This window comes from Gelria sp. Kuro-4 (assembly GCF_019668485.1).
Taxonomy (GTDB): Bacteria; Bacillota; DTU030; order DUMP01; family DUMP01; genus DUMP01.
The window spans coordinates 337,055-355,043 of sequence record NZ_AP024619.1; the positions used below are offsets into that span (position 1 = coordinate 337,055).

Annotated in this window: 21 protein-coding genes and 1 pseudogene; 13 read left to right on the forward strand and 9 right to left on the reverse strand. The window is 63.7% G+C overall.

Going from position 1 to position 17,989, the window contains the following annotated elements:
* Positions 1 to 53: 53 nt before the first annotated feature.
* Positions 54 to 764 (reverse strand): FadR/GntR family transcriptional regulator, encoded by a 711-nt coding sequence (locus K5554_RS01780; protein WP_221039463.1) that lies wholly within the window; start codon positions 762 to 764, stop codon positions 54 to 56.
* Positions 765 to 1,003: 239 nt separating this feature from the next.
* On the opposite strand from K5554_RS01780, the gene K5554_RS01785 reads away from it, so the two are divergent.
* From K5554_RS01785 to K5554_RS01795, 3 genes are read left to right on the forward strand one after another with little or no spacing between them, the layout of a single operon-like run.
* Positions 1,004 to 2,389, forward strand: coding sequence for a M20/M25/M40 family metallo-hydrolase (locus K5554_RS01785; protein WP_221039464.1), 1,386 nt, complete (start codon positions 1,004 to 1,006; stop codon positions 2,387 to 2,389).
* 4 nt (positions 2,390 to 2,393) lie between these two features.
* Positions 2,394 to 3,119 carry a 4Fe-4S binding protein gene (locus K5554_RS01790; protein WP_221039465.1) on the forward strand — a complete coding sequence of 242 codons (726 nt, stop codon included), beginning with the start codon at positions 2,394 to 2,396 and terminating at the stop codon, positions 3,117 to 3,119.
* Positions 3,116 to 3,787: a hypothetical protein gene (locus tag K5554_RS01795; protein ID WP_221039466.1), complete on the forward strand. Its 672-nt coding sequence runs from the start codon at positions 3,116 to 3,118 to the stop codon at positions 3,785 to 3,787. The genes K5554_RS01790 and K5554_RS01795 overlap by 4 nt, the downstream gene beginning before the upstream one ends.
* A 247-nt stretch (positions 3,788 to 4,034) precedes the next feature.
* Here K5554_RS01795 and K5554_RS01800 read toward each other — a convergent pair whose 3' ends face one another.
* Genes K5554_RS01800 through K5554_RS01825 form a run of 6 tightly spaced genes read right to left on the reverse strand, consistent with a single transcriptional unit; the run spans position 4,035 to position 9,288 of the window.
* Positions 4,035 to 4,619 (reverse strand): DUF4340 domain-containing protein, encoded by a 585-nt coding sequence (locus K5554_RS01800; protein WP_221039467.1) that lies wholly within the window; start codon positions 4,617 to 4,619, stop codon positions 4,035 to 4,037.
* Positions 4,616 to 6,058 (reverse strand): GldG family protein, encoded by a 1,443-nt coding sequence (locus K5554_RS01805; protein WP_221039468.1) that lies wholly within the window; start codon positions 6,056 to 6,058, stop codon positions 4,616 to 4,618. Before K5554_RS01805 ends, K5554_RS01800 begins: the two co-directional genes overlap by 4 nt.
* Positions 6,059 to 6,071: 13 nt before the next feature.
* Positions 6,072 to 6,779 (reverse strand): ABC transporter permease, encoded by a 708-nt coding sequence (locus K5554_RS01810; RefSeq protein ID WP_221039469.1) that lies wholly within the window; start codon positions 6,777 to 6,779, stop codon positions 6,072 to 6,074.
* Positions 6,776 to 7,750: an ABC transporter ATP-binding protein gene (locus K5554_RS01815; protein WP_255565459.1), complete on the reverse strand. Its 975-nt coding sequence runs from the start codon at positions 7,748 to 7,750 to the stop codon at positions 6,776 to 6,778. The genes K5554_RS01810 and K5554_RS01815 overlap by 4 nt, the downstream gene beginning before the upstream one ends.
* A 10-nt stretch (positions 7,751 to 7,760) precedes the next feature.
* A complete protein-coding gene (locus K5554_RS01820) occupies positions 7,761 to 8,729 on the reverse strand; it encodes a hypothetical protein (protein ID WP_221039470.1) in 969 nt (322 codons plus the stop codon).
* The gene (locus K5554_RS01825) at positions 8,698 to 9,288 is read right to left on the reverse strand and encodes a sigma-70 family RNA polymerase sigma factor (RefSeq protein WP_221039471.1); all 591 of its coding nucleotides are present in this window, start codon (positions 9,286 to 9,288) and stop codon (positions 8,698 to 8,700) included. Before K5554_RS01825 ends, K5554_RS01820 begins: the two co-directional genes overlap by 32 nt.
* A gap of 194 nt (positions 9,289 to 9,482) precedes the next feature.
* On the opposite strand from K5554_RS01825, the gene K5554_RS01830 reads away from it, so the two are divergent.
* Complete coding sequence (locus K5554_RS01830) at positions 9,483 to 9,713, forward strand: alpha/beta-type small acid-soluble spore protein (protein WP_221039472.1); 231 nt, start codon at positions 9,483 to 9,485, stop codon at positions 9,711 to 9,713.
* 72 nt (positions 9,714 to 9,785) lie between these two features.
* Positions 9,786 to 10,232, forward strand: coding sequence for a DMT family transporter (locus tag K5554_RS01835; protein ID WP_255565460.1), 447 nt, complete (start codon positions 9,786 to 9,788; stop codon positions 10,230 to 10,232).
* A 61-nt stretch (positions 10,233 to 10,293) separates the two neighbouring features.
* Here the strand turns inward: K5554_RS01835 and K5554_RS01840 are convergent, their stop codons facing one another.
* A complete protein-coding gene (locus tag K5554_RS01840) occupies positions 10,294 to 11,682 on the reverse strand; it encodes an aspartate aminotransferase family protein (protein ID WP_255565461.1) in 1,389 nt (462 codons plus the stop codon).
* Positions 11,683 to 11,797: 115 nt separating this feature from the next.
* Here K5554_RS01840 and K5554_RS01845 point away from each other — a divergent pair, with 115 nt between their 5' ends.
* From K5554_RS01845 to K5554_RS01860, 4 genes and pseudogenes are all read left to right on the forward strand, one after another.
* Positions 11,798 to 12,394: a L,D-transpeptidase family protein gene (locus K5554_RS01845; RefSeq protein WP_221039473.1), complete on the forward strand. Its 597-nt coding sequence runs from the start codon at positions 11,798 to 11,800 to the stop codon at positions 12,392 to 12,394.
* Between the two features lie 155 nt (positions 12,395 to 12,549).
* Positions 12,550 to 12,798 (forward strand): helix-turn-helix domain-containing protein, encoded by a 249-nt coding sequence (locus tag K5554_RS01850; protein ID WP_221039474.1) that lies wholly within the window; start codon positions 12,550 to 12,552, stop codon positions 12,796 to 12,798.
* A 69-nt stretch (positions 12,799 to 12,867) separates the two neighbouring features.
* Positions 12,868 to 13,290, forward strand: a pseudogene (locus K5554_RS01855) (sigma-70 family RNA polymerase sigma factor); the annotation flags it as partial.
* A 21-nt stretch (positions 13,291 to 13,311) separates the two neighbouring features.
* Complete coding sequence (locus K5554_RS01860; protein ID WP_221039475.1) at positions 13,312 to 13,632, forward strand: BhlA/UviB family holin-like peptide; 321 nt, start codon at positions 13,312 to 13,314, stop codon at positions 13,630 to 13,632.
* 105 nt (positions 13,633 to 13,737) lie between these two features.
* Here K5554_RS01860 and K5554_RS01865 read toward each other — a convergent pair whose 3' ends face one another.
* Positions 13,738 to 14,091, reverse strand: coding sequence for a hypothetical protein (locus tag K5554_RS01865; protein WP_221039476.1), 354 nt, complete (start codon positions 14,089 to 14,091; stop codon positions 13,738 to 13,740).
* 134 nt (positions 14,092 to 14,225) lie between these two features.
* On the opposite strand from K5554_RS01865, the gene K5554_RS01870 reads away from it, so the two are divergent.
* The 4 genes from K5554_RS01870 to K5554_RS01885 are packed head-to-tail and all read left to right on the forward strand — an operon-like array spanning position 14,226 to position 17,936.
* Positions 14,226 to 15,329, forward strand: coding sequence for an iron-containing alcohol dehydrogenase family protein (locus K5554_RS01870; protein WP_221039477.1), 1,104 nt, complete (start codon positions 14,226 to 14,228; stop codon positions 15,327 to 15,329).
* Entirely contained in the window at positions 15,326 to 16,336 is a 1,011-nt protein-coding gene (locus K5554_RS01875; RefSeq protein WP_221039478.1) for an ABC transporter substrate-binding protein, read from the forward strand. Before K5554_RS01870 ends, K5554_RS01875 begins: the two co-directional genes overlap by 4 nt.
* 11 nt (positions 16,337 to 16,347) lie before the next feature.
* Positions 16,348 to 17,148 carry an ABC transporter permease gene (locus K5554_RS01880; protein ID WP_255565462.1) on the forward strand — a complete coding sequence of 267 codons (801 nt, stop codon included), beginning with the start codon at positions 16,348 to 16,350 and terminating at the stop codon, positions 17,146 to 17,148.
* A complete protein-coding gene (locus K5554_RS01885; protein ID WP_221039479.1) occupies positions 17,148 to 17,936 on the forward strand; it encodes an ABC transporter ATP-binding protein in 789 nt (262 codons plus the stop codon). The genes K5554_RS01880 and K5554_RS01885 overlap by 1 nt, the downstream gene beginning before the upstream one ends.
* Positions 17,937 to 17,989: the final 53 nt, after the last annotated feature.

Below are 17,989 nucleotides of genomic sequence, written 5' to 3' on the forward strand. Positions count from 1 at the left end.
CTCCTTTGGGCAAAATGACCCGCGGTCTCAACTCTCCAGACTTTGCGCCCCGGCTAGGAAGGCGGACCTTCACTCGGCCGGGCGACAAAATCACCGCGCAGGTGCGTCAGGTGCGCCTCCACCCTTTGGGCGGCCAGGTCGCCGTCGCGTCGGGCAATGGCGTCATAGATAGCTTGGTGGTCCATGATGGAACGCTCTTTTTGCGCCTGCGACCGTTCCAGGTGACGGTAAACCTCGTTGATCACCTGGGTTACCGCAGCGTAAAGCGCTGTCGCAAAGGCATTCTTGGCCGCCTCCGCCACCGCCAGGTGAAATCTGGTTCCCGCCTCCACCAGGAGCTCAGTGGTTCGGGCCTGGCTCATCTCGGCCAGGGAGGCGCGCAGTCGCTCGAGGTCGGCTTCGCCCGCCCTCTCCGCCGCCAGGCGCACCAGTCCCACCTCGAGCAGCCGACGCAGCTCGGTAAGATCCTCATAGGCCTTGTCTTCAAAATTGATTAGAAACTGAAGCTGAGCCTTAATGGCCTGCTGCGGTTCATTGCGGACAAACGTTCCTTTGCCCTGGATTATCTCAACAATGCCCATTTCCGCCAGGGCCCGGAGCGCTTCCCGGACAGAGGACCGCCCCACACCCAGCTGTTCAGCCAGCTCCTTTTCCGTGGGCAGGCGGTCGCCGGGTTGCAGCTTGCCGGCCACGATCAGGCGTTCAATTTCGTCGCGCACAACCTGAACCAGCCCGGCCGGCCGACCGACTCGTCGTAAGTGCATTAGACATCCCCTATCATCAGGTCATCAGATGTTTAGGCGGAGATTAGAAGATAGATTCGCGGCCGGTCGGTGAATTCCTCCCGGGTAGTAGAAAATATTTTTTCCCCGGACTTTAATTACCCACGGCACAATTTTTTAAGATCAGGCAGGAGAAACACGGGCGACGGCAAATATATTAGCATCCCATCTGTCATCATGTCATCAGATGTGTACGATAGTTCTAATAAGGAGGGGCAGCCTTGGACCTTGAGCCTGTGTACGCCTATGTTGACGCGCACGCCGACGCCCTGCTGGCCGACCTTTTTCGCTTACTCCGGCAGCGGAGTATCAGCACCCAGGACGATGGCGTGAAGGAGTGCGCGGAACTCCTCGCCACCCAAATGCGCGAGGTGGGCATCGACGCCACGGTTTACCCTACGGCCCGGCACCCGGTGGTTTACGGGGAGATCGGCCCGGCCGGCGCTCCCACCATCCTGGTCTACGGCCACTACGACGTGCAACCGCCGGAGCCGCTCGAGCTCTGGCAGTGTGACCCTTTTGAACCGGTGATTCGGGACGGTAAAATCTACGCCCGCGGCAGCTCGGACAACAAGGGCCAGCTTTTCGCCCACGTTAAGGGTATCCAGGCCTACCGGGCCGCACTGGGTGAACTGCCGCTCAAGGTGAAGTTTATCTTTGAAGGGGAAGAAGAGATCTCCAGCCCCAACCTTGAGCCCTTTGTCGCCGCCCACCGGAACCTGCTGCGTTGTGACGTGTGCATTTTCTCCGACAGCCACGTCCAGGAAAACGGCCGCCCGCTGGTGGTGTTGGGGCTCAAGGGGATGCTCTACGTGGAGATCACCGTGCGCGGCGCCGACCGGGACCTGCACTCCATGCGCGCTGCGGCCGTACCCAGTCCGGTCTGGCGTCTGGTCCACCTTTTGGCCGCCTTAAAGGGTGAAGACGGCCTGGTGCGCATCCCTGGTTTTTACGACGACGTGCGCCCACTCCTGCCGGAAGAGATCGCCGCCGTGGAAGCTGTCCCGTGCGACAAAGCCGCCCTGGCGGCCGACTTGGGCGTAACCTCCCTCCTGGTGAACCGCCACGGTGACGACTACTACAAGAACATGATCTTCGAGCCCACCTGCAACATCTCGGGCCTTACCGCCGGCTACCAAGGCCCCGGCTCCAAGACGGTGCTCCCTGCCCAAGCCACGGCCAAGCTCGACCTGCGCCTGGTGCCCGACCAGAAGCCGGAGCGGGTTTTAGAACTCCTCAAGGAGCACCTGGCCCGCAGCGGTTATGCCGACGCGGAGGTTAAGCCTCTGGGCTTCCTCGAGCCCTCGCGCACGCCTATCACCCACCCGCTGGTGGCGGTGGCCCGGCGGGCGGTGGCCGACGCCTACGGCGTCGAACCGTACGTCTACCCCGGCATCGGCGGCGCCGGCCCGAACTACATCTTTGAAAAGCACCTGGGCGTTCCCTGTCTCACCATCCCCTTCGCCGCCGCCGACCAAAACAACCACGCTCCCAACGAAAGCATGATCGTCGCGGGGTACTTAAACGGCATCAAGACTTCGGCGGCGCTCATCGAGCACGTGGCAGCTTTTTTCTCCCGGCAGGCAAACTCTAGCAGCAAGGAGTGAAACCATGCTCGTCGACGAAACAAAGTGCCTGGGATGCGGCAACTGCTTGGACTACTGCCCCATGAGCGCCATCTCCCTGGCCGGCGCCACGGCGGCCATCGACCAGGCGGAGTGCGTGGAGTGCGGCGTCTGCCTGCGGGCCGGTTGCTGCCCTGGAGGCGCCCTCTACCGCCCGCCCCTCACTTACCCGCGCGACATCGCCCGTTTCTTCTCCGACCCGGAAGCGACGCATCCCTCCACCCAGGTACCCGGCCGGGGCACGGAGGAAATGAAGACCAATGAGGTAACGGGCCGCTTTCCGCCCGGCTTCGCCGGGATCGGCATTGAACTGGGGCGGCCCGGTACCGGAACGCGTTTTCGCGACGTAGAAAAGGTGGCCCGGGCCATGGCCGCCTTTGAGGTACAATTTGAGCCCCAAAACCCGGTTACCGCCTTAATGACCGATAAAGCCGCCGGTAGCCTGCCCCCGGAGCTGCTGCCGGTGAAAGTCCTTTCGGCCATCGTTGAATTCGCTGCCCCTGCGGCGAAGGTCCCGGCCATCCTGGCACGCCTTAAGGAGCTTGAACCGGAGCTCGCGACGGTTTTCAGCCTGGACCTGGCTGCTCCCTGCCCAAAAGACGGCTCCTTTCCCTTCGTCGGCTCGGAACTGCCGTACCCGCTGTCCCCGAACGGCAAAACGAACGTCGGCCTAGGCCGGCCGCGCTGTGACGAGGGGAGGGCTCAGGCGTGACGCATACGCTGCATCGGCAGGGCACGGCGGAAAATCTGGCGCACGACTACTGCGTTCTGGCCATTGCCGCCCGGGGCATCAACAGCACCGGCTCCGGCCCGAAGCTGCAGGCCATCAAAGAGATCTTCCGCCGTCACAACCCGGTTAACCTGGGCGACATAAAGCGGGGTAACATGTACAACCCGGGACTGGACGCCGTGCTGACCGCCACTCAGGACGGCACCGTGGTGCACGCCGTTTTTACCACCCAGGAGGACCTGGTCGCCGTCCTGCGGGAGCTGAAAGACGCCGACACGGGGATGTCCATCGTGGTCTCCGGCCTGTTCGATCACGTCGGCGCCTGTTGTCAAAAAGCCGGCCTTACACGGCACACCGTGGAATACTCGCTGGGGGTGCACGGCGCGGTGGAGCGTCTACCCGAGCGCTCCCTGCTCGAGGTGACCACCATGTGTGGCCACGGCATGGTTTCATTCAACCTGGTCCGCCGGATGGTCCGGGAGATTGAAGCCGGCCGCCGGACAGCCGAAGACGCCGCCCAGGAACTGGCACGGCAGTGCATCTGCGGCGTCTTCAACCCCGCCCGTGCCGCCGAACTCCTGACCCGGCTTGTCGACGAAGGCTTCGGCAACGCGCGGTTGAACTCATGCGGCTCTGGGCTTCCCACTTAGGTGGTGCCGTGCTCTATTCATCGGCCTGGGCCTCGGTGACTCCCTCCGGTTCAAGGGCCTTCGACCCGGCCGGCCAGTATCCCCGGCGTAGCCGACACACCCACCTTCGGCGGGCACCCGGCGTCGCCGCAGGCATCCCTGCCTTAGGCTACGCCTGCTTTTACCTTCGCCGTTCAGTACTTTCACCCTGAAGACAGCGCCCATGCCGGGCGCACCCAGAAAGAGGCGGCCCGCTCGGGGCCGCCTCTCACTTTTGCCCTGTTTCGGCCGCCTTTCCCGCCTCGGAGGGGGTGGACGTCTTCGGCTGCGGCCAGAAGTCGGCGGGTTTTTTCTTGAGCTGGTCGGCGGTGAAACTGGAAAGAAGATACACCCGGTTTTTAGCGTCAGTGGTGACGTAGCGCGCCATGGCCACCGGCGCCTCGGCTCCGACATAGAGGACGTGCTGCGCACCGTCTCTGAGCTTAACCGTCACTGTAAGTTCAGGCTTGGTCAGGCCGTACTGGGCCAGGTCCGGGTGATCGACCTCAAGTTCCCGGTCGGCCGTAAGGCCGGCCAGTTGGTCGGCATAGAAGGAGGCCTCGGCCGCCTCCACGGGCGCCTTCTCCGGCGCCGCCTGTTCCCAGCGCGGCGCCGGCTGTTCGGCGGTCCGTTTGAGCGTAAAGCTCCCGTCGGGGCCGGCGATGGTGAACTCGGCAACGTCGTCGCCGGCGAAACTGAAGAGTTTGGGGTTTGGAAGCTGCTCTTTTTTACGCGCCGCCGGGCTGTACAGGGTGAAGGCACCCAGGGCCACAGCCAGGGCGAGCACACCCAAAACAAGCAGCCAGCGCTTCATAGCGCCCGCCTCCTCAGCCAGATGGTCGCTCCAGCCGCCAAGATTACGGCCGGCAGGCCCAAGGTGGTGCCGTAGAGCAGGCGCCGGGCGCCGCTCGCGGTAAGCTGGATGGTGCTGGTGCCCAGGGCCTTGGGCCGGATAGTCACGAGCTTATCCTGCCCTACCAGCCAGTTCACGGCGTTGGTAAAGAAATCGGCGTTGCCCTGAAGGCCAAAGGTGGCGTCGGTGATGAAGGAACTCGAGCCCACCACCACCGCCACTCGCTGCTCATCGGTGGTGTCGGCGCCGCTGCCTGCGCCCTGCGGGGCGCTCGGGCGCGAGATGGCCGCTGCCAGGGTGAGCGGCCCGGGGACATCGGCGCCATCGCGGGCGAGCTTAGCCTTAAAGTTGGTCTCGCCCCAAGCCTGGCCGGTGGTGACGAGGAGGGGGGTGAAGGTGAAGTCCTTGCCGGCCGCGCTCAAGCTGGCGGCGCGGGGCAGAATGACGTTCAGGTTGTTCTCCTTGAGCCGACCGGTGATCTCGTGCTCGCCCAGCTCCGGGAGCGAGGTGAGCGGATCGGCGAAGAAGGAACGCGGTGGGTCTACAGCCACGTCATTCGCCACCTTTACCCCCACCGCCGCCGCCACCTCCGCCCAGTGAGGCAGGGCCGGCTGCGTGCCGCGCGGATCGAAAAGCAGCAGCAGCCGCCCGCCTCCGGCGACATAGTTCTTCAGGAGGCCCGCTTCCGCTGGGGTAAGGTCCTTGGTGGGGCCGGCCGCCACCACCAAGGTCGCGTCGGCGGGTACCTGGCCTTGAGCCAGGTTCAGCTCGCGCACGGTGAAGCCTTCGCCCGTAAGGTAGCTCTTAAGGTCCGACGCATCCTGGCTCAGGTTCACCTCGCCGTGTCCACCCAGGAAGTAGAGCACCGCCGACTGCTTGCTTTGCAGTTTAAGGAGCGCGCGGGTCAGGGCCTGTTCCCCGCGGAACTCGCTGAAGGTCATGTCTGCACCCAAGGAAAACATGTTGGACGGCTCGATCACCTGGCGCCGGCCGCCGGCGTCCTCCACCACCACCGTGTCGTAGAGGCGTACCCCCGCTGCTTTCGCCTGTGCCGGCTGCTTATCGGCATCCACCACCGTCGTCGTCACCTTGGGCGAGGCCGCCCGGTACTGCTGGAGCAGGTCCTCAATCTGCCGGGCGGTGTCCGTGCCCGCCTGCACGTAAGCCGTCACCTGCACCGGCCCCTTCAGGTCCGCCAGCACCTCCTTTGTCTGGGGAGAAAGGGTGTGCAGGCCGTTCTTGGTGAGATCGAAACGCTGGGGAAAGCGCCCCGCCAGGACGTTGACGCAAACCAGTATCACCAAAAGAGCCACCGCCAGCAGTGTGGCCTGGCTCCCGCGCTGCAGCGCCCGGCCCCTGCCGGCGCTGTTAAGATTTTTCCAGAGTCTCGCAAGCTGCATATCTTTCACCCCGTTAGGCCCAGGTTCGTTTGGCAATGCTTTGCACCGCCAGGAACAGGAACAGGACGACGGCGCTCAGGTAAAATACGATATGATTCGTCACCACCAGGCCCTTGAGGAAGTCCACCAGGTGCCCGGGGAAGGAGATGGCCTTAAGCACGCTCCCCAGCCCGGCCGGCACGGAAGAGCTGACCCAGTCCACCACCCAGAAGAGAAGGAGCAGCCCGAAGCCGATCAGCCCGGCCACCATCTGGCTCGAGGATAGAGAAGAAGCAAACAGCCCCACCGCCAAAGAGGCGGCGACAAGGAGGGTAAAGCCCAGGTAAGAAGCGAGAACGGTCCCCCAGTCGGGGCTGCCCAGGCGCCAGAGGATAAGGACATACACCAGGCTGGCCAGCTCTGCCAGGAGCATCAGGGAGAAGGCGGCCAAAAACTTGGCCGTTACCACCTCGGCCACCGTGACGGGAGCAGTCAGGAGGAAACGGCTGGTGCCGCGCGCCTCCTCTTCCGACCAGAGGCGCATGGTGAGCGCCGGCACCAGAAAGAGCAGGGTCACGGCCATATTGCCGAAGTAGCCGGTCAGGTCCGCCTGGCCGGTAATGATAATGATGCCGGAGAAAAAGTAACCGCCCAAGGCAAAATAGACGGCCAGCAGCACCCAGGCCAGGGGTGAGAGCAGGTAACTCCGGAGCTCCTTCTTCATTAGATGCCAGACGTTCACTTTGACGCTGCCTCCTTTTCCGCCGCCGGGGAAGTTGCCTCCCTGGTCACCAGGTTGAGGAAGATCTCCTCGAGTGAAGTGCTCTGCCAACTAAGTTCGAGGAGCGGATAGCGCCGGTCCGCCAGCGCGTAGAAGAGCTCAGGGCGGACGTCCCGGTCTTTGGCCACCGTAAGGGTAAAGCGGCAGGCCTCCGCTTCCAGCGCTTCTGCGGGCGTCACGCCCTCTACGCCGGGAAGCTCGCTGAGGAGCGATGCCACCTCCGCCGCCGGCCCGCGCACCGCCACTGTGAGCACGCGGCCGCCTGCAAGGCGCTGGGCCAGGTTCTCCGGCGTGTCCTCCGCCACAAGTTCACCGTGGTTTAAGATGGCCACGCGGCGGCAGAGCATGCTCACCTCCGGCAGGATGTGGGAACTTAAGATCACCGTGCGTTCCTGGGCCAGCTCGCGGATGAGGGAGCGGATCTCGGTGATCTGCTGCGGGTCCAGGCCGCTGGTGGGCTCGTCCAGCACCAGGACAGCCGGATCGTTCACAATAGCCTGGGCCAGACCGACCCGCTGCCGGTAGCCGTGGGAGAGATGGGCGATCAGGCGGTGGCGCATGGCGGTAAGGCCCGTCGCCAGCACCACCTTGTCCACCGCCGCGCGCGCCCTTTTGCCGCGCAGCCCCTTCATCTCGGCCGCAAAGCCCAGGTACTCGGCCACGGTAAGTTCGTCATAGAGCGGCGGTACCTCGGGTAAATAGCCCAGGTGCTTTTTCGCCTCACGCGGGTGCTCCGTCACATCAATCCCCAGTACCTCCACGCGCCCCGCGGTGGGCGGGAGATAACCGGTGATGATGCCCATGGTGGTTGACTTGCCGGCCCCGTTCGGCCCCAGGAGCCCGAGAATCTCCCCGGGTTCCGCCGTGAGCGTCAGGTTGCGCACGCCCACCTGGTTGCCGTAATACTTAGTTACATTTTGCAGGCGAATCACAGCCATCACCTCAATCTGCGTCGTCTTTAACCTCTACCGCCAGCGAAGCAGCCGCCGGCCAGCCTCCCTGCACCGGCACGAGATACAGGCGGGCGCTGCCCGGCGTAAGCGCCCGGAACCCGGTCATCTCCTGCCGCAGCACCGTGGCGGGGAGGGCTGCCTGGCGCACCTCCTGCCGCCTGGGACCCATTGCCAACAGGTACTGGCCAGGCCGCAGCCGGACCGGCCCCGGGGTCGTGAAAGCCGGTCGCCCGGCCGCGTCGAGACTGTAGGACACCACCACCGGGCCGGGAACAGCCGGTACCTCGCCGCCGGTGAAGGCCGCGCCGTCCCACCAGTAGAGGCGCTGCTCCCCCTGCCTGCTGGCCTCGCGGATATAACCCAAGCCCGCCGTAACCTCCCCGGCCGGTACCCCCGAGCGCGCCAGGTAGGTGACCACCCGGGTACCATCGTAGCCCAGTACGCGGTAGTGCAAGAGTTTCGTCTTCACCTCCTGCGCCGCCGCCAGCAACAGGTGGTACGGCACGTCCGGAAGGGAAATAGCCTCCACCGGCAGCGGCTCGCTTCCCGCCGCCCACCCCTCACTGTAGACCAGGTTCCAACGCCCCGCCAGGCCGGCGTCCGCAGCCCAGATGGTGGTGAGGTAACCGGCCGAGTCCGCCCCGGGTGCGGTGAGGCGCAGCACCCTGACCACCTCGGCCGGCAGACGGCCGTCCAGGTCCACCCGTTCCTCCGCCACGGTGACCGCCGGGCCGGAGCCGGGTGCCGGCCGCAGGCTCAGAAAAAGCAGCGCCGCGACTCCGGCGAGCGCCACAGCCGGTGGCCAGCAAAGGGGGCACCGCCGCCGGCGCCCGCCACCTTGTGCCCGGGCCAGCGTCCCGGCGCGCAGGAGCGAGGAAAAGCCGCCGCGCTTCTTAAGCTGTACCTCCACTGCGCGGCCCAGGTCTCTAAGGCGTTCCTCCAGGTCTCTTTCCCCCACCTGAACCACCTCCTTCGTCCAGGTACGTCCTAAGGAGCGCATGCGCGCGGAAAAGCCGCACGCGCACATTGCCCGGGCTGAGCCCCAATATGGCCGCTATCTCGCTATTTTCCAAATCATGGAAATAACGTAATACAATAACCGCCCTGTACTTGAGCGGCAGACGCAGCACCGCCTGCAGCAGCTGATTTTTTTCTTCGGCTGACAAAAAGAGCGCCTCGGGCGCCGGTGCTCCTTCGTCATCGGCAGCCGGCCCCAGCATGGAAAAGAGGCGCCGCCGGCCGGCGCGGCGCAGGTAGTCCAGGCAGATATTTACGGTGATCCGGTACAGCCAGGTACCGGGCGCGCTCTCCCCCCGGAAACCGTCCAGGCGGCGAAAGGCTTTCAGAAAAACCTCCTGTGCCGCATCCTCGGCCAGGTGGTAGTCTTTAAGATAAAAGTAAGCCAACTTCAGCACCTGATCACCGTAGCGGCGCATGAGGAAATCCAGGTAGGCCGCGCGCGTGTCGGCGGCCCCCGGCTCGGGGTGGTTTTTCTTCTCTTCGGGTGCCGGCTGCAACCCAACCACCTTCTCTATCCGTTAGACGTCATGCGACAGAGCAGCGTTACAACCAAACATAAAATTTTCGTCCACCCTTATTATAAAACAAAAACTTGTCGTTAGCTCGGCAGGAAGAAAGCGTCCCTGCTTCCTTTAGTTTGCGGGCAAGTTGCTCTTTGTTCAGGGCAAAATAAAACCAGGAGGTGAGGCTGATGGCACGTGGGAGCTGGAACAAGAGGCAGCACGTTGTTCCCGAGGCTCACCAAGCCATGGACAACTTTAAGTACGAGGTGGCGGCAGAGCTGGGGATTCCAGTATATCAGGGCTCCGAGGACTACTGGGGCGACATTCCCTCCCGCGACTGCGGCGCGGTGGGCGGCCACATGGTGCGCAAGATGATCGAGATGGCGGAACAGGCCTTAAACAGTAAGGTCAGTAGGTAGAAAAAAACAAGGACAGGCCGGAAGCCTCCTGCGAGGCAGGTCTGTCCCGTACCTAGCGAAAGGAGTACCGCTGTGAAACTCATTCCGCTCGCCATCGCTGCTGCCGCCGGCCTGACCATGGCCGTCCAAGGCTCACTCAATGCCGCGTTAGGCAAGGTGATCGGCCTCTGGGAGGCCACCCTGGTGGTGCACGCCCTGGGCGTGGCGGCGGCGCTTCTTTTTTTCTTGCGCCTGGGTGACGGGCAGCTGGCTCAGATCACCCGTGCGCCCTGGTACACCCTGCTGGGCGGTATCCTCAGCGTGCTGATCATTTACGGCGTAGCCACCAGTATTCCCAAGCTCGGCGTGGCCACGGCCACCACGGCCATCATCGTCGGCCAGACGCTTACGGCGCTGTTCATCGACCACCTGGGTTGCTTTGGGTTGGACAAGGTGCCCTTTACCTGGCTCAAACTCCTGGGGGTGGTCTTTTTGGCGGCCGGTGCCTGGCTCCTCTTGGCCAAGTCCGTTTCCTCTTAGATCACGGCCTTTTCCCTCCCGCGGACATGGCCCTGCAGCGCGGACGGCCGCGAGGACTCCGCTAGGAGCGTGTAAGCCGGCCCAGCATATTTTTACCGGCGCTGAAGGCGATGGAAAGGAAGCTCTTTTGGCGGCTCAGGATCTCTTCCAAGGCGTCCACCACCCGGTCGAGCTCTTCTTTTGTCACGATAAGCGGCGGCTCCAGCCGGATGACATTGGGGTTGTTCAGGGTATAGGCGGTGATGATGTGGTGCTTGTTGAGCAGTTCCCCGGCCACCAGCGCCCCCTGGTATTCGTGGGCCAGGTTCTTCAAGGCGCCGCCGGTCAGCGTGTTGAGCAGCCCCTCCGGCTGGTTGAACTCAAGCCCGATAAAAAGCCCCCGCCCCCGGACCTCCTTTAATAAGGGGTATTTTTGTTGCAGGGCGCGCAGGCGGCCCAGAAAGTATTCGCCCTTCTCTTTGGCCTGGTCGGCGAGCCTTCCCTCTACCACCGCCTGGATGGCGGCCAGGGCCGCCGCCATGGCCCAGGTATTGCCGCCGAAGGTGGAGGTGTGCAGCAGCGCCTTGTCCATGCTGCCGTAGGCGCGTTGCCAAACCTCCTCCGCCGCCACGTAAGCGCTCACGGGCATCACGCCCCCGCCCAAAGACTTGGCCAGGCAGATCACGTCCGGGACCACGCCTTCGTAGTCGCAGCCAAAGAGGTACCCTGTGCGCCCAAAGCCGGTCTGCACCTCATCGGCAATGAAGAGCGCCCCGTACTTCTGCGTCAGCTCTCGCACGCCCTTTAGGTAGCCGTCGGGGGGCACAATGATCCCGCCCTCGCCCTGGACGGGTTCCACAATGAAGGCCGCCACGTCGCCGCCCTTGAGCTTGGCCTCAAGAAGGTCCAGGTTACCGTAGGGGATGGTTTCACAGCCCGGCAGCAGGGGCCGGAAGGGCTCCTGGTATTTTTTGCGTCCGGTCACCGAAAGTGCGCCCAGGGTTTTGCCGTGAAACGAACCTTCGCACGAGATAATCTTCTCCCGGCCGGTGGCGATGCGGGCCAGCTTCAATGCTCCCTCCACCGCCTCGGCCCCGCTGTTGCCAAAAAAGGCCCGTTTAAGGCCGCTCGGCAGGATGGCCGCAAGGTTGCGGGCCACAGCCCCGGCCAGGGGATTCAGCGCCGCCTGCAGCATGTTGGGCAGATCCTTCACCTGCTCGATGGCCGCCAGGACGGCGGGCGGGTTGTGTCCCAGGTTGAGGGCCCCGTAACTCCCCAAAAAGTCCAGGTACTCGCCGCCCTCCTCGTCCCAGACACGCGTTCCGGCCGCCCGTACAAAGTGCTTGTCGAAGCCGATGAGCCCCAGCATGGCGGTGAGGCCGGCATTTACATACTCACGGTGATTTTTGATGATTTCTTCGCGGGTCTGTGCGACAGCAGTCTCCACGCTGTAGAGTTTGTCCTCCGCCACGGCATCGCCCCCTGTTTCTGTCTAATCTTTCCGCTTTCCGTCCAGGTAATTCGACGGGAGCGCGTACGCCTCCTGCCGCTTCTCTGCATATAAATGCTGGCGAGGAGGTGAACGGATGTACAGCATCGTCATCGACGTGCCGGCGCGCCTGCTCTATCTTTACCAGGGGAACCACCAGGAAAAAAGCTTCCCGGTGGCCGTGGGTAAGCCGGAGACACCCACACCTGCCGGTACCTACACCATCATCGAGAAAATCCCCTACCCGGGCGGCGTCTTCGGCACCCGCTGGCTCGGCCTTTCACGCCGTTACTACGGCATCCACGGTACTGACGCCCCTTGGCTCCTCGGCCAGGCCGTCTCGAACGGCTGCGTCCGTATGCACAATGCAGATGTGGAGTACGTCTATGACCGGGTGGAGGTGGGCACGCAGGTGCGCATCCTGAACCTCAGCCCGGAAGCCAACCCGGGCACAGGCGGCGCGTACGTGGTCCAGCCGGGCGATTCCCTCTGGCTCATCGCCGGACGCTTCGGCACTACCGTCGATGAACTGGCCGCCCGCAACCATATCGAACCGCCCTACATCATCTATCCCGGCCAGAAGCTCTACCTGCCGGGCAGCGAGCGTCCTCCCCTTCTCCGCAGTCCGGCAGGAGGGCCCGGGAACAACTTACCATGCCGGCCTCCTACCTTCGCCCGATTGTCAGCGCCTTGATTTTCCCTTAATATGGAAAGCAGGCGGGCTTCCTTTATTTTTCAGAAGCTATTTTACTTACCCGTCTTCGCACTTGAACCTTGGCGGCTGAGACAGCGAATACCTATCTATGTAACCGGATCGTAGCTGAGTTTGTTTGAAAGGCAGGCCGCTAAATGACTGAGAAGAGCCTGAAAGATCTGATAACCGCGGCGCAAAAAGGGGATAAGGAAGCTGCCGCCGAGATCGTCCGCCGCTTTCTCCCGGTACTGAAAAAGTACAGCCGACGCTTAAACGGCGAGGAGACTTTCTCCGATCTCGTCCTTTGGCTGATGACCGCCATCCACCAGTACGAACCGGAGGCGGCGCCGGAAGAAAGCCGCGGCGGGGCGTCAGCAGAGAAAAAGGACGACGGGGGTTATTAAAAAGCGGCATACAAGCCTCTTTATAAGGTGAAACCGCAAGGAAGAAGGTGAGAACCGTGGACCGCCTGTAAATCTGCGGGCGAGGACGCCAGGATCGTAACGTGGATTCTGACCGGACTGCGCCATGAGTTTGGCAGGTTAGTCAAGCAGCGGGCCCGACAGAAGGAACACGAACTTCTGATCCTCAATGAACGCGTGCACCGGGAGCCTGAGCCCGAAGCGGTGGAAAGGTTGGAGACCATTGCCGGACCGGCGGACACCGCCGCTCAAGCGGAAGAGCTCCTTTTCCTCGCTGAGCTTCTCTCCCTGCTCACGGCAGAGCAACAAAAAATCATCAAGGCCACCATCCTGCAGGCGGCCACCGAAACCGAAGTCGCCCGCAGGATGGGTTTGTCCCAGCCGGCGGTTCACCGTCTGAAGAAACGGGGCTTAAAGCGGCTCAGGCAGTATCTGCTGCGGAATAACCCAACCCCAGGTCGAGGTTGCCGCTAGGTTCTGGCGGGAGGTGGGCCAATGGACCTTGAGATCTTCAGGCTGGCAGCCTCCCAGGGCCTGTGGGCGGTACTTTTTGTCGCCCTCCTCTTCTGGACCCTCAAAGAGAACAGCAAGCGCGAAAGTCGCCACCAGGAGATTCTAAACGGCTTGGCTGCAAAACTCGCCGTTCTCGAAAACATCGAAGACAGGCTGGACCATATTGGCACTGCCCTCTTAAGCGCCGAGATCGTCTGGCAGCGGCAGGACATGTGCACCCGCCTGGGTGCACCGCACCCCCTAATGTATACTGCTCCGCCTGGCGAATGCCCGGAACCGAACCCACGGCCGCCACAGGTCTAGGAGTGGCCCCTCGTTTCGGGAGGTGCTGTTAAAGCCGCGGTGGCCGCCTCGCAGTGCGAGGCGGCCACCTTACTTGCTGCCGGCAAAAATGGGGTTTCTCCTCCCTCACTGTTCTACGGCGCCACCGGCGTTGGTGCCCGTATCCGACACACCAGTGCCCTCTGCGGTTGGCGCAACGCCAACCGCACCCGTGCGCGGCGGCTCCTCCGGCGGACAGCCGCCGCCCTTTCCGCTTTCTCCCGGCGCGGTTTCACCCTCCTCGGCGCCTGCTTCTGGCGCCGGCTTCCCGCCCCCTGCCGGTGGCCGGTCCTCCTCCGGGGCGCCGGCTTTCTCCACCGGTGCCGGCAGAGTCGGCTTCTTCGGCTGCGACATGGTTACTTGGCGCCGCAGCAGCCACCAGAAAGCGGCCAGAAAGGCGACAGCCACCAGCACCAAAGCGAGTACCGTTCCCGGCCCCATATCCCCGCCCCCTTTCACTTCCCCGCTGAAAAGGCCTATCTCCTTCATTCATATGAACCAGGGGCAGGGGTTGTGACCCGTTGTAATATTATACTCTATGGTGTATAATTATCGCTGTCAGGGAGGGAGAACTGGTGCAGCTGACACCGGCCCCCGGCCGCTACGTGCGGCAGGCAGGGGCGCTTAAGAATTGTGGAACCTGGATGAAGCTCTGGGGCGGGCGCCCGCTGATTGTCGGCGGTGAGACCGCCTTAAAGGTGGCCGGCGCGGTCCTCACGCAAAGCCTGGTGGAAAGCGGCCTGGAGCCGGCCGGGACCCTTTGGTACGGCGGGCAGTGCTCGGCTGCCAACATCCAGCGCGTGGCCCGGGCGGCCCGTTCCCAGAAGGCTGACCTCCTGGTGGGCGTAGGCGGCGGGAGGGCCCTTGACACGGTGAAGGCCGCAGCGGCGGAACTCAATCTGCCGCTGGTCACAGTACCCACCATCGCGGCCACCTGTGCGGCCTGGACCAGTGTGGCCGTGCACTACAGCGACGACGGCGTGTTTATCGCCTTGAAACCGGCCGTCAGTCCGGCCCTGGTGGTGGTGGATACGGACATCGTCGCCCACGCGCCGGTACGCCTCCTGAGCGCCGGGATGGGGGATACGCTGGCCAAGTGGGTGGAGCTGGCAGCCACCTTCACCCCGGAGAAAAGGAACGCCGCCACCGAAGCGGCCCACACGCTGGCCCGCCTTACCCTGGACGTCCTCTTTCGCTCCGGGGCCGCCGCCCGGCGCGCCGCGTTGGCGGGGGCGACCACGCCCGCGCTCGAAGAGGTGATCGACGCCATCATCCTCCTTTCCGGTTCGGTGAGCGGTTACGGCGGCGACGCCTGCCGCACCGCCGCGGCCCACGCCATCTACTCCGGCCTCACTGTACTGCCGGCCGTCCACCGCTTGTACCACGGTGAGCTGGTGGCCTTCGGCGTGCTGGCCCAGCTGGCGCTGGAAGGAAAGGCCGCGACCGAGGTGCAGGATTACCTGGCGTTTTTGGCCGGGGCGGGGCTTCCCATCACCCTGGCGGAGATCGGCCTCGCCGGGGTGAGCCGGTCCGACCTTGAGAAGGTGGCCGCCACCTCGGTCGAGGTGGAAGATATGTTCAACATGCCTTACCCGGTGACGCCCCCCATGGTCCTCGACGCACTGTACCAGGCCGATGCCTGGGGCAAAAAATGGCATGAGGAGGAAGATAGGCGATGAAAAAGTGGATCGGTGCGGCGCTGGCCCTGCTGCTCGTGGTGAGCTTGGCCGGCTGTGGCGCCGCGTCGCAAAAGCCCGCGCAGGTGGACGGTGACCGGGCGCCGGGCACCACCAGCCTTACCATCACGCTGCCGACCTGGACGGGTTACGGCCCGCTCTTTCTGGCTAAAGACAAAGGCTTCTTTGCCAAGCACGGCCTGGATGTCAAGCTCACTGTGGTGCAGGGCCTGGCCGAGCGCAAGCAGGCGCTGGCCGGCAACCAGGTGCAGGGCATGGCTACGGCACAGGACGTGCAGGTGACGCTGGCGGCGGCGGGCCTGCCTATCAAGGTGGTCTGGGCGCTGGATGAGTCGGCCGGCGGCGACGGCATCCTGGCTAAGGACGACATCAAGAGCGTAGCCGACCTGAAGGGCAAGACGGTGGCCCTGGAGGTAGGTTCCACCAGCCACCTTTTCCTCCTCACCGCCCTGCAGCAGGCCGGCCTTAGCGACCAGGACGTCAAGATCGCTCAGATGAGCGCCGCCGATGCGGGGGCGGCTTTCGTGTCCGGCAAGGTGGATGCGGCCGTCACCTGGGAGCCCTGGCTGAGTAAGGCCGTGGCGCAGAAGAAGGGCCACGTGCTCCTCTCCTCGCAAGATCTCCCGGGTATCATCGTGGACAGCGTCAGCCTGCGCAGCGACTTTGTGGCGGCGCACCCGGAGGCCGTGCAGGGCTTCGTAGCGGCGCTGGCCGAGGCCATGGACTACTACAAGGCGAATCCGGATGAGGCCGCCGCCCTTATGGCCAAAGGGCTGGGCATCGAGGTTAAGGAGTTCACCGACACCGCCCAGGGCCTCCACTTCTTCGACGCGGCCGGCAACAAGGCGTTCTTCGGCACGCCGGAGAAACCAGGCGGCCTTTACGCCACCACCGAAAAAGCGGCCGCCTTCTACAAGGACCAGAAGCTGATCGATACCGCCCCCCAAGCGGCCGCTGTCATTGACCCCACCTTCGTGAATAAGCTCTAGGAGAGATACCGGTGCTAAACCCCAAGCTTTTTACGCCGAAAGAAGATATACCCCGGGGCCTGTACACAGCCCTGGGGCTCGCTTGTTTTTTCGCCATTTTACTGGTCTGGTCGCTCTTAACCTACACCGGTCTGGTGGCACCCATGTTCCTGCCCCGGCCGGACCAAGCCCTTAGGGCAGGGCTGGCGCTGCTTCAGGGCGGGGGCCTTATCGCCGACACCGGTCTCAGCGTCTTTCGTGTCGCCGCCGGCTTTCTCCTGGCCGCCCTCCTCGGGGTGCCCCTGGGCATCCTCATGGGCACCCTCAAGGTTTTTGAGGGGCTGTTTGAGCCGGTGATCGGCTTTATCCGCTACCTGCCCGCCTCCGCCTTCATCCCCCTCTTTATCCTGTGGCTGGGCCTGGGCGAGCTGGAGAAGATTGCGGTGATTTTCTTCGGTACCTTCTTCCAGCTTACGCTCATGGTGATGGACGCCACCAAGAACACCCCCATGGACCTGATCGAGGTCTCCTACACCCTGGGGGCCGGCCGCCGCGACGTCTTCTTCAAGGTGATCCTCCCCTACTCCCTGCCCGGCATCGTGGACACGCTGCGCATCACCTTCGGCTGGGCCTGGACTTACCTGGTGGTGGCGGAGATCGTAGGTGCCACCTCCGGCCTGGGCTTTATGATCATGCAGTCGTCGCGTTTTCTAAAGCCGGAGCGCATCATCGTGGGCATCCTCGTCATCGGTTTTTTGGGCATTATCACCGATGCGCTCTTTAAGCTGACCTACCGGCTGTCCTTCCCCTGGCTGGGAAAGGAGGGGCGCTGATGGGTAACAAGCTGCAGGTGGACGGGGTGAGCAAGTCCTTCGCCGCCGGTGCCGGCCGCGTGGAGGCGTTAAGCGCTGCGTCCTTCACCGTGGCTGAGGGCGAATTCATCACCCTCCTGGGGCCCTCCGGCTGCGGCAAATCCACGCTCCTTAGAATAATCGCCGGTCTGGAAGAGCCCTCCACCGGCCGGGTGCTCCTCGGTGGCCGGCCCATCACCGGGCCGGGGCCGGAACGCGGCATGGTGTTTCAATCGTACACTTTGTTCCCCTGGCTCACCGTGTACGAAAACATCGAGTTCGGCCTTGAGCTTAAGGGCCTGCCCCGCGCCGAGCGCCGGGCGGTGGCGGAGCGTTACCTCAAGCTTATCGGGCTTGCCGGCTTTGAAAACGCGCTCCCGAAAAACCTCTCCGGCGGCATGAAGCAGCGCGTGGCCATCGCGCGGGCCCTGGCCAACGATCCCGAAGTGCTTCTCATGGATGAGCCCTTCGGCGCCCTGGACGCCCAAACCCGCACGGTGATGCAGGAGGTCCTGCTTACAGCCTGGGAAGAAAGCAAAAAGACCATCCTCTTTGTCACCCATGACGTGGAGGAGGCCATCTTTCTCGCCGACAAGGTGCTGGTGATGACGGCGCGGCCGGGGAAAATCAAGGCTGTCCTTGAGGTCGACCTCCCGCGCCCGCGCCCCTTCTCCCTCAAAACCACAGCCGCCTTTCTGCGCCTCAAGGAACAGGCTCTCACCCTCATCCGCGAGGAAACCCTGCGCGCCATCCAGGGTCATCAGGTTTGAGAAAAGGCTGCCTGCAAGCGCCCGGCGCGGCCGCTGTCCAGGCGTGCCGCGCC

Bases quoted from the DNA above. Each gene is read 5' to 3' on its own strand.
- K5554_RS01780 (WP_221039463.1), bottom strand. From the start codon at position 764: ATGCACTTACGACGAGTCGGTCGGCCGGCCGGGCTGGTTCAGGTTGTG.
- K5554_RS01790 (WP_221039465.1), top strand. From the start codon at position 2,394: ATGCTCGTCGACGAAACAAAGTGCCTGGGATGCGGCAACTGCTTGGAC.
- K5554_RS01800 (WP_221039467.1), bottom strand. From the start codon at position 4,619: ATGAAGCGCTGGCTGCTTGTTTTGGGTGTGCTCGCCCTGGCTGTGGCC.
- K5554_RS01805 (WP_221039468.1), bottom strand. From the start codon at position 6,058: ATGCAGCTTGCGAGACTCTGGAAAAATCTTAACAGCGCCGGCAGGGGC.
- K5554_RS01830 (WP_221039472.1), top strand. From the start codon at position 9,483: ATGGCACGTGGGAGCTGGAACAAGAGGCAGCACGTTGTTCCCGAGGCT.
- K5554_RS01845 (WP_221039473.1), top strand. From the start codon at position 11,798: ATGTACAGCATCGTCATCGACGTGCCGGCGCGCCTGCTCTATCTTTAC.
- K5554_RS01850 (WP_221039474.1), top strand. From the start codon at position 12,550: ATGACTGAGAAGAGCCTGAAAGATCTGATAACCGCGGCGCAAAAAGGG.
- K5554_RS01860 (WP_221039475.1), top strand. From the start codon at position 13,312: ATGGACCTTGAGATCTTCAGGCTGGCAGCCTCCCAGGGCCTGTGGGCG.
- K5554_RS01865 (WP_221039476.1), bottom strand. From the start codon at position 14,091: ATGGGGCCGGGAACGGTACTCGCTTTGGTGCTGGTGGCTGTCGCCTTT.
- K5554_RS01875 (WP_221039478.1), top strand. From the start codon at position 15,326: ATGAAAAAGTGGATCGGTGCGGCGCTGGCCCTGCTGCTCGTGGTGAGC.
- K5554_RS01885 (WP_221039479.1), top strand. From the start codon at position 17,148: ATGGGTAACAAGCTGCAGGTGGACGGGGTGAGCAAGTCCTTCGCCGCC.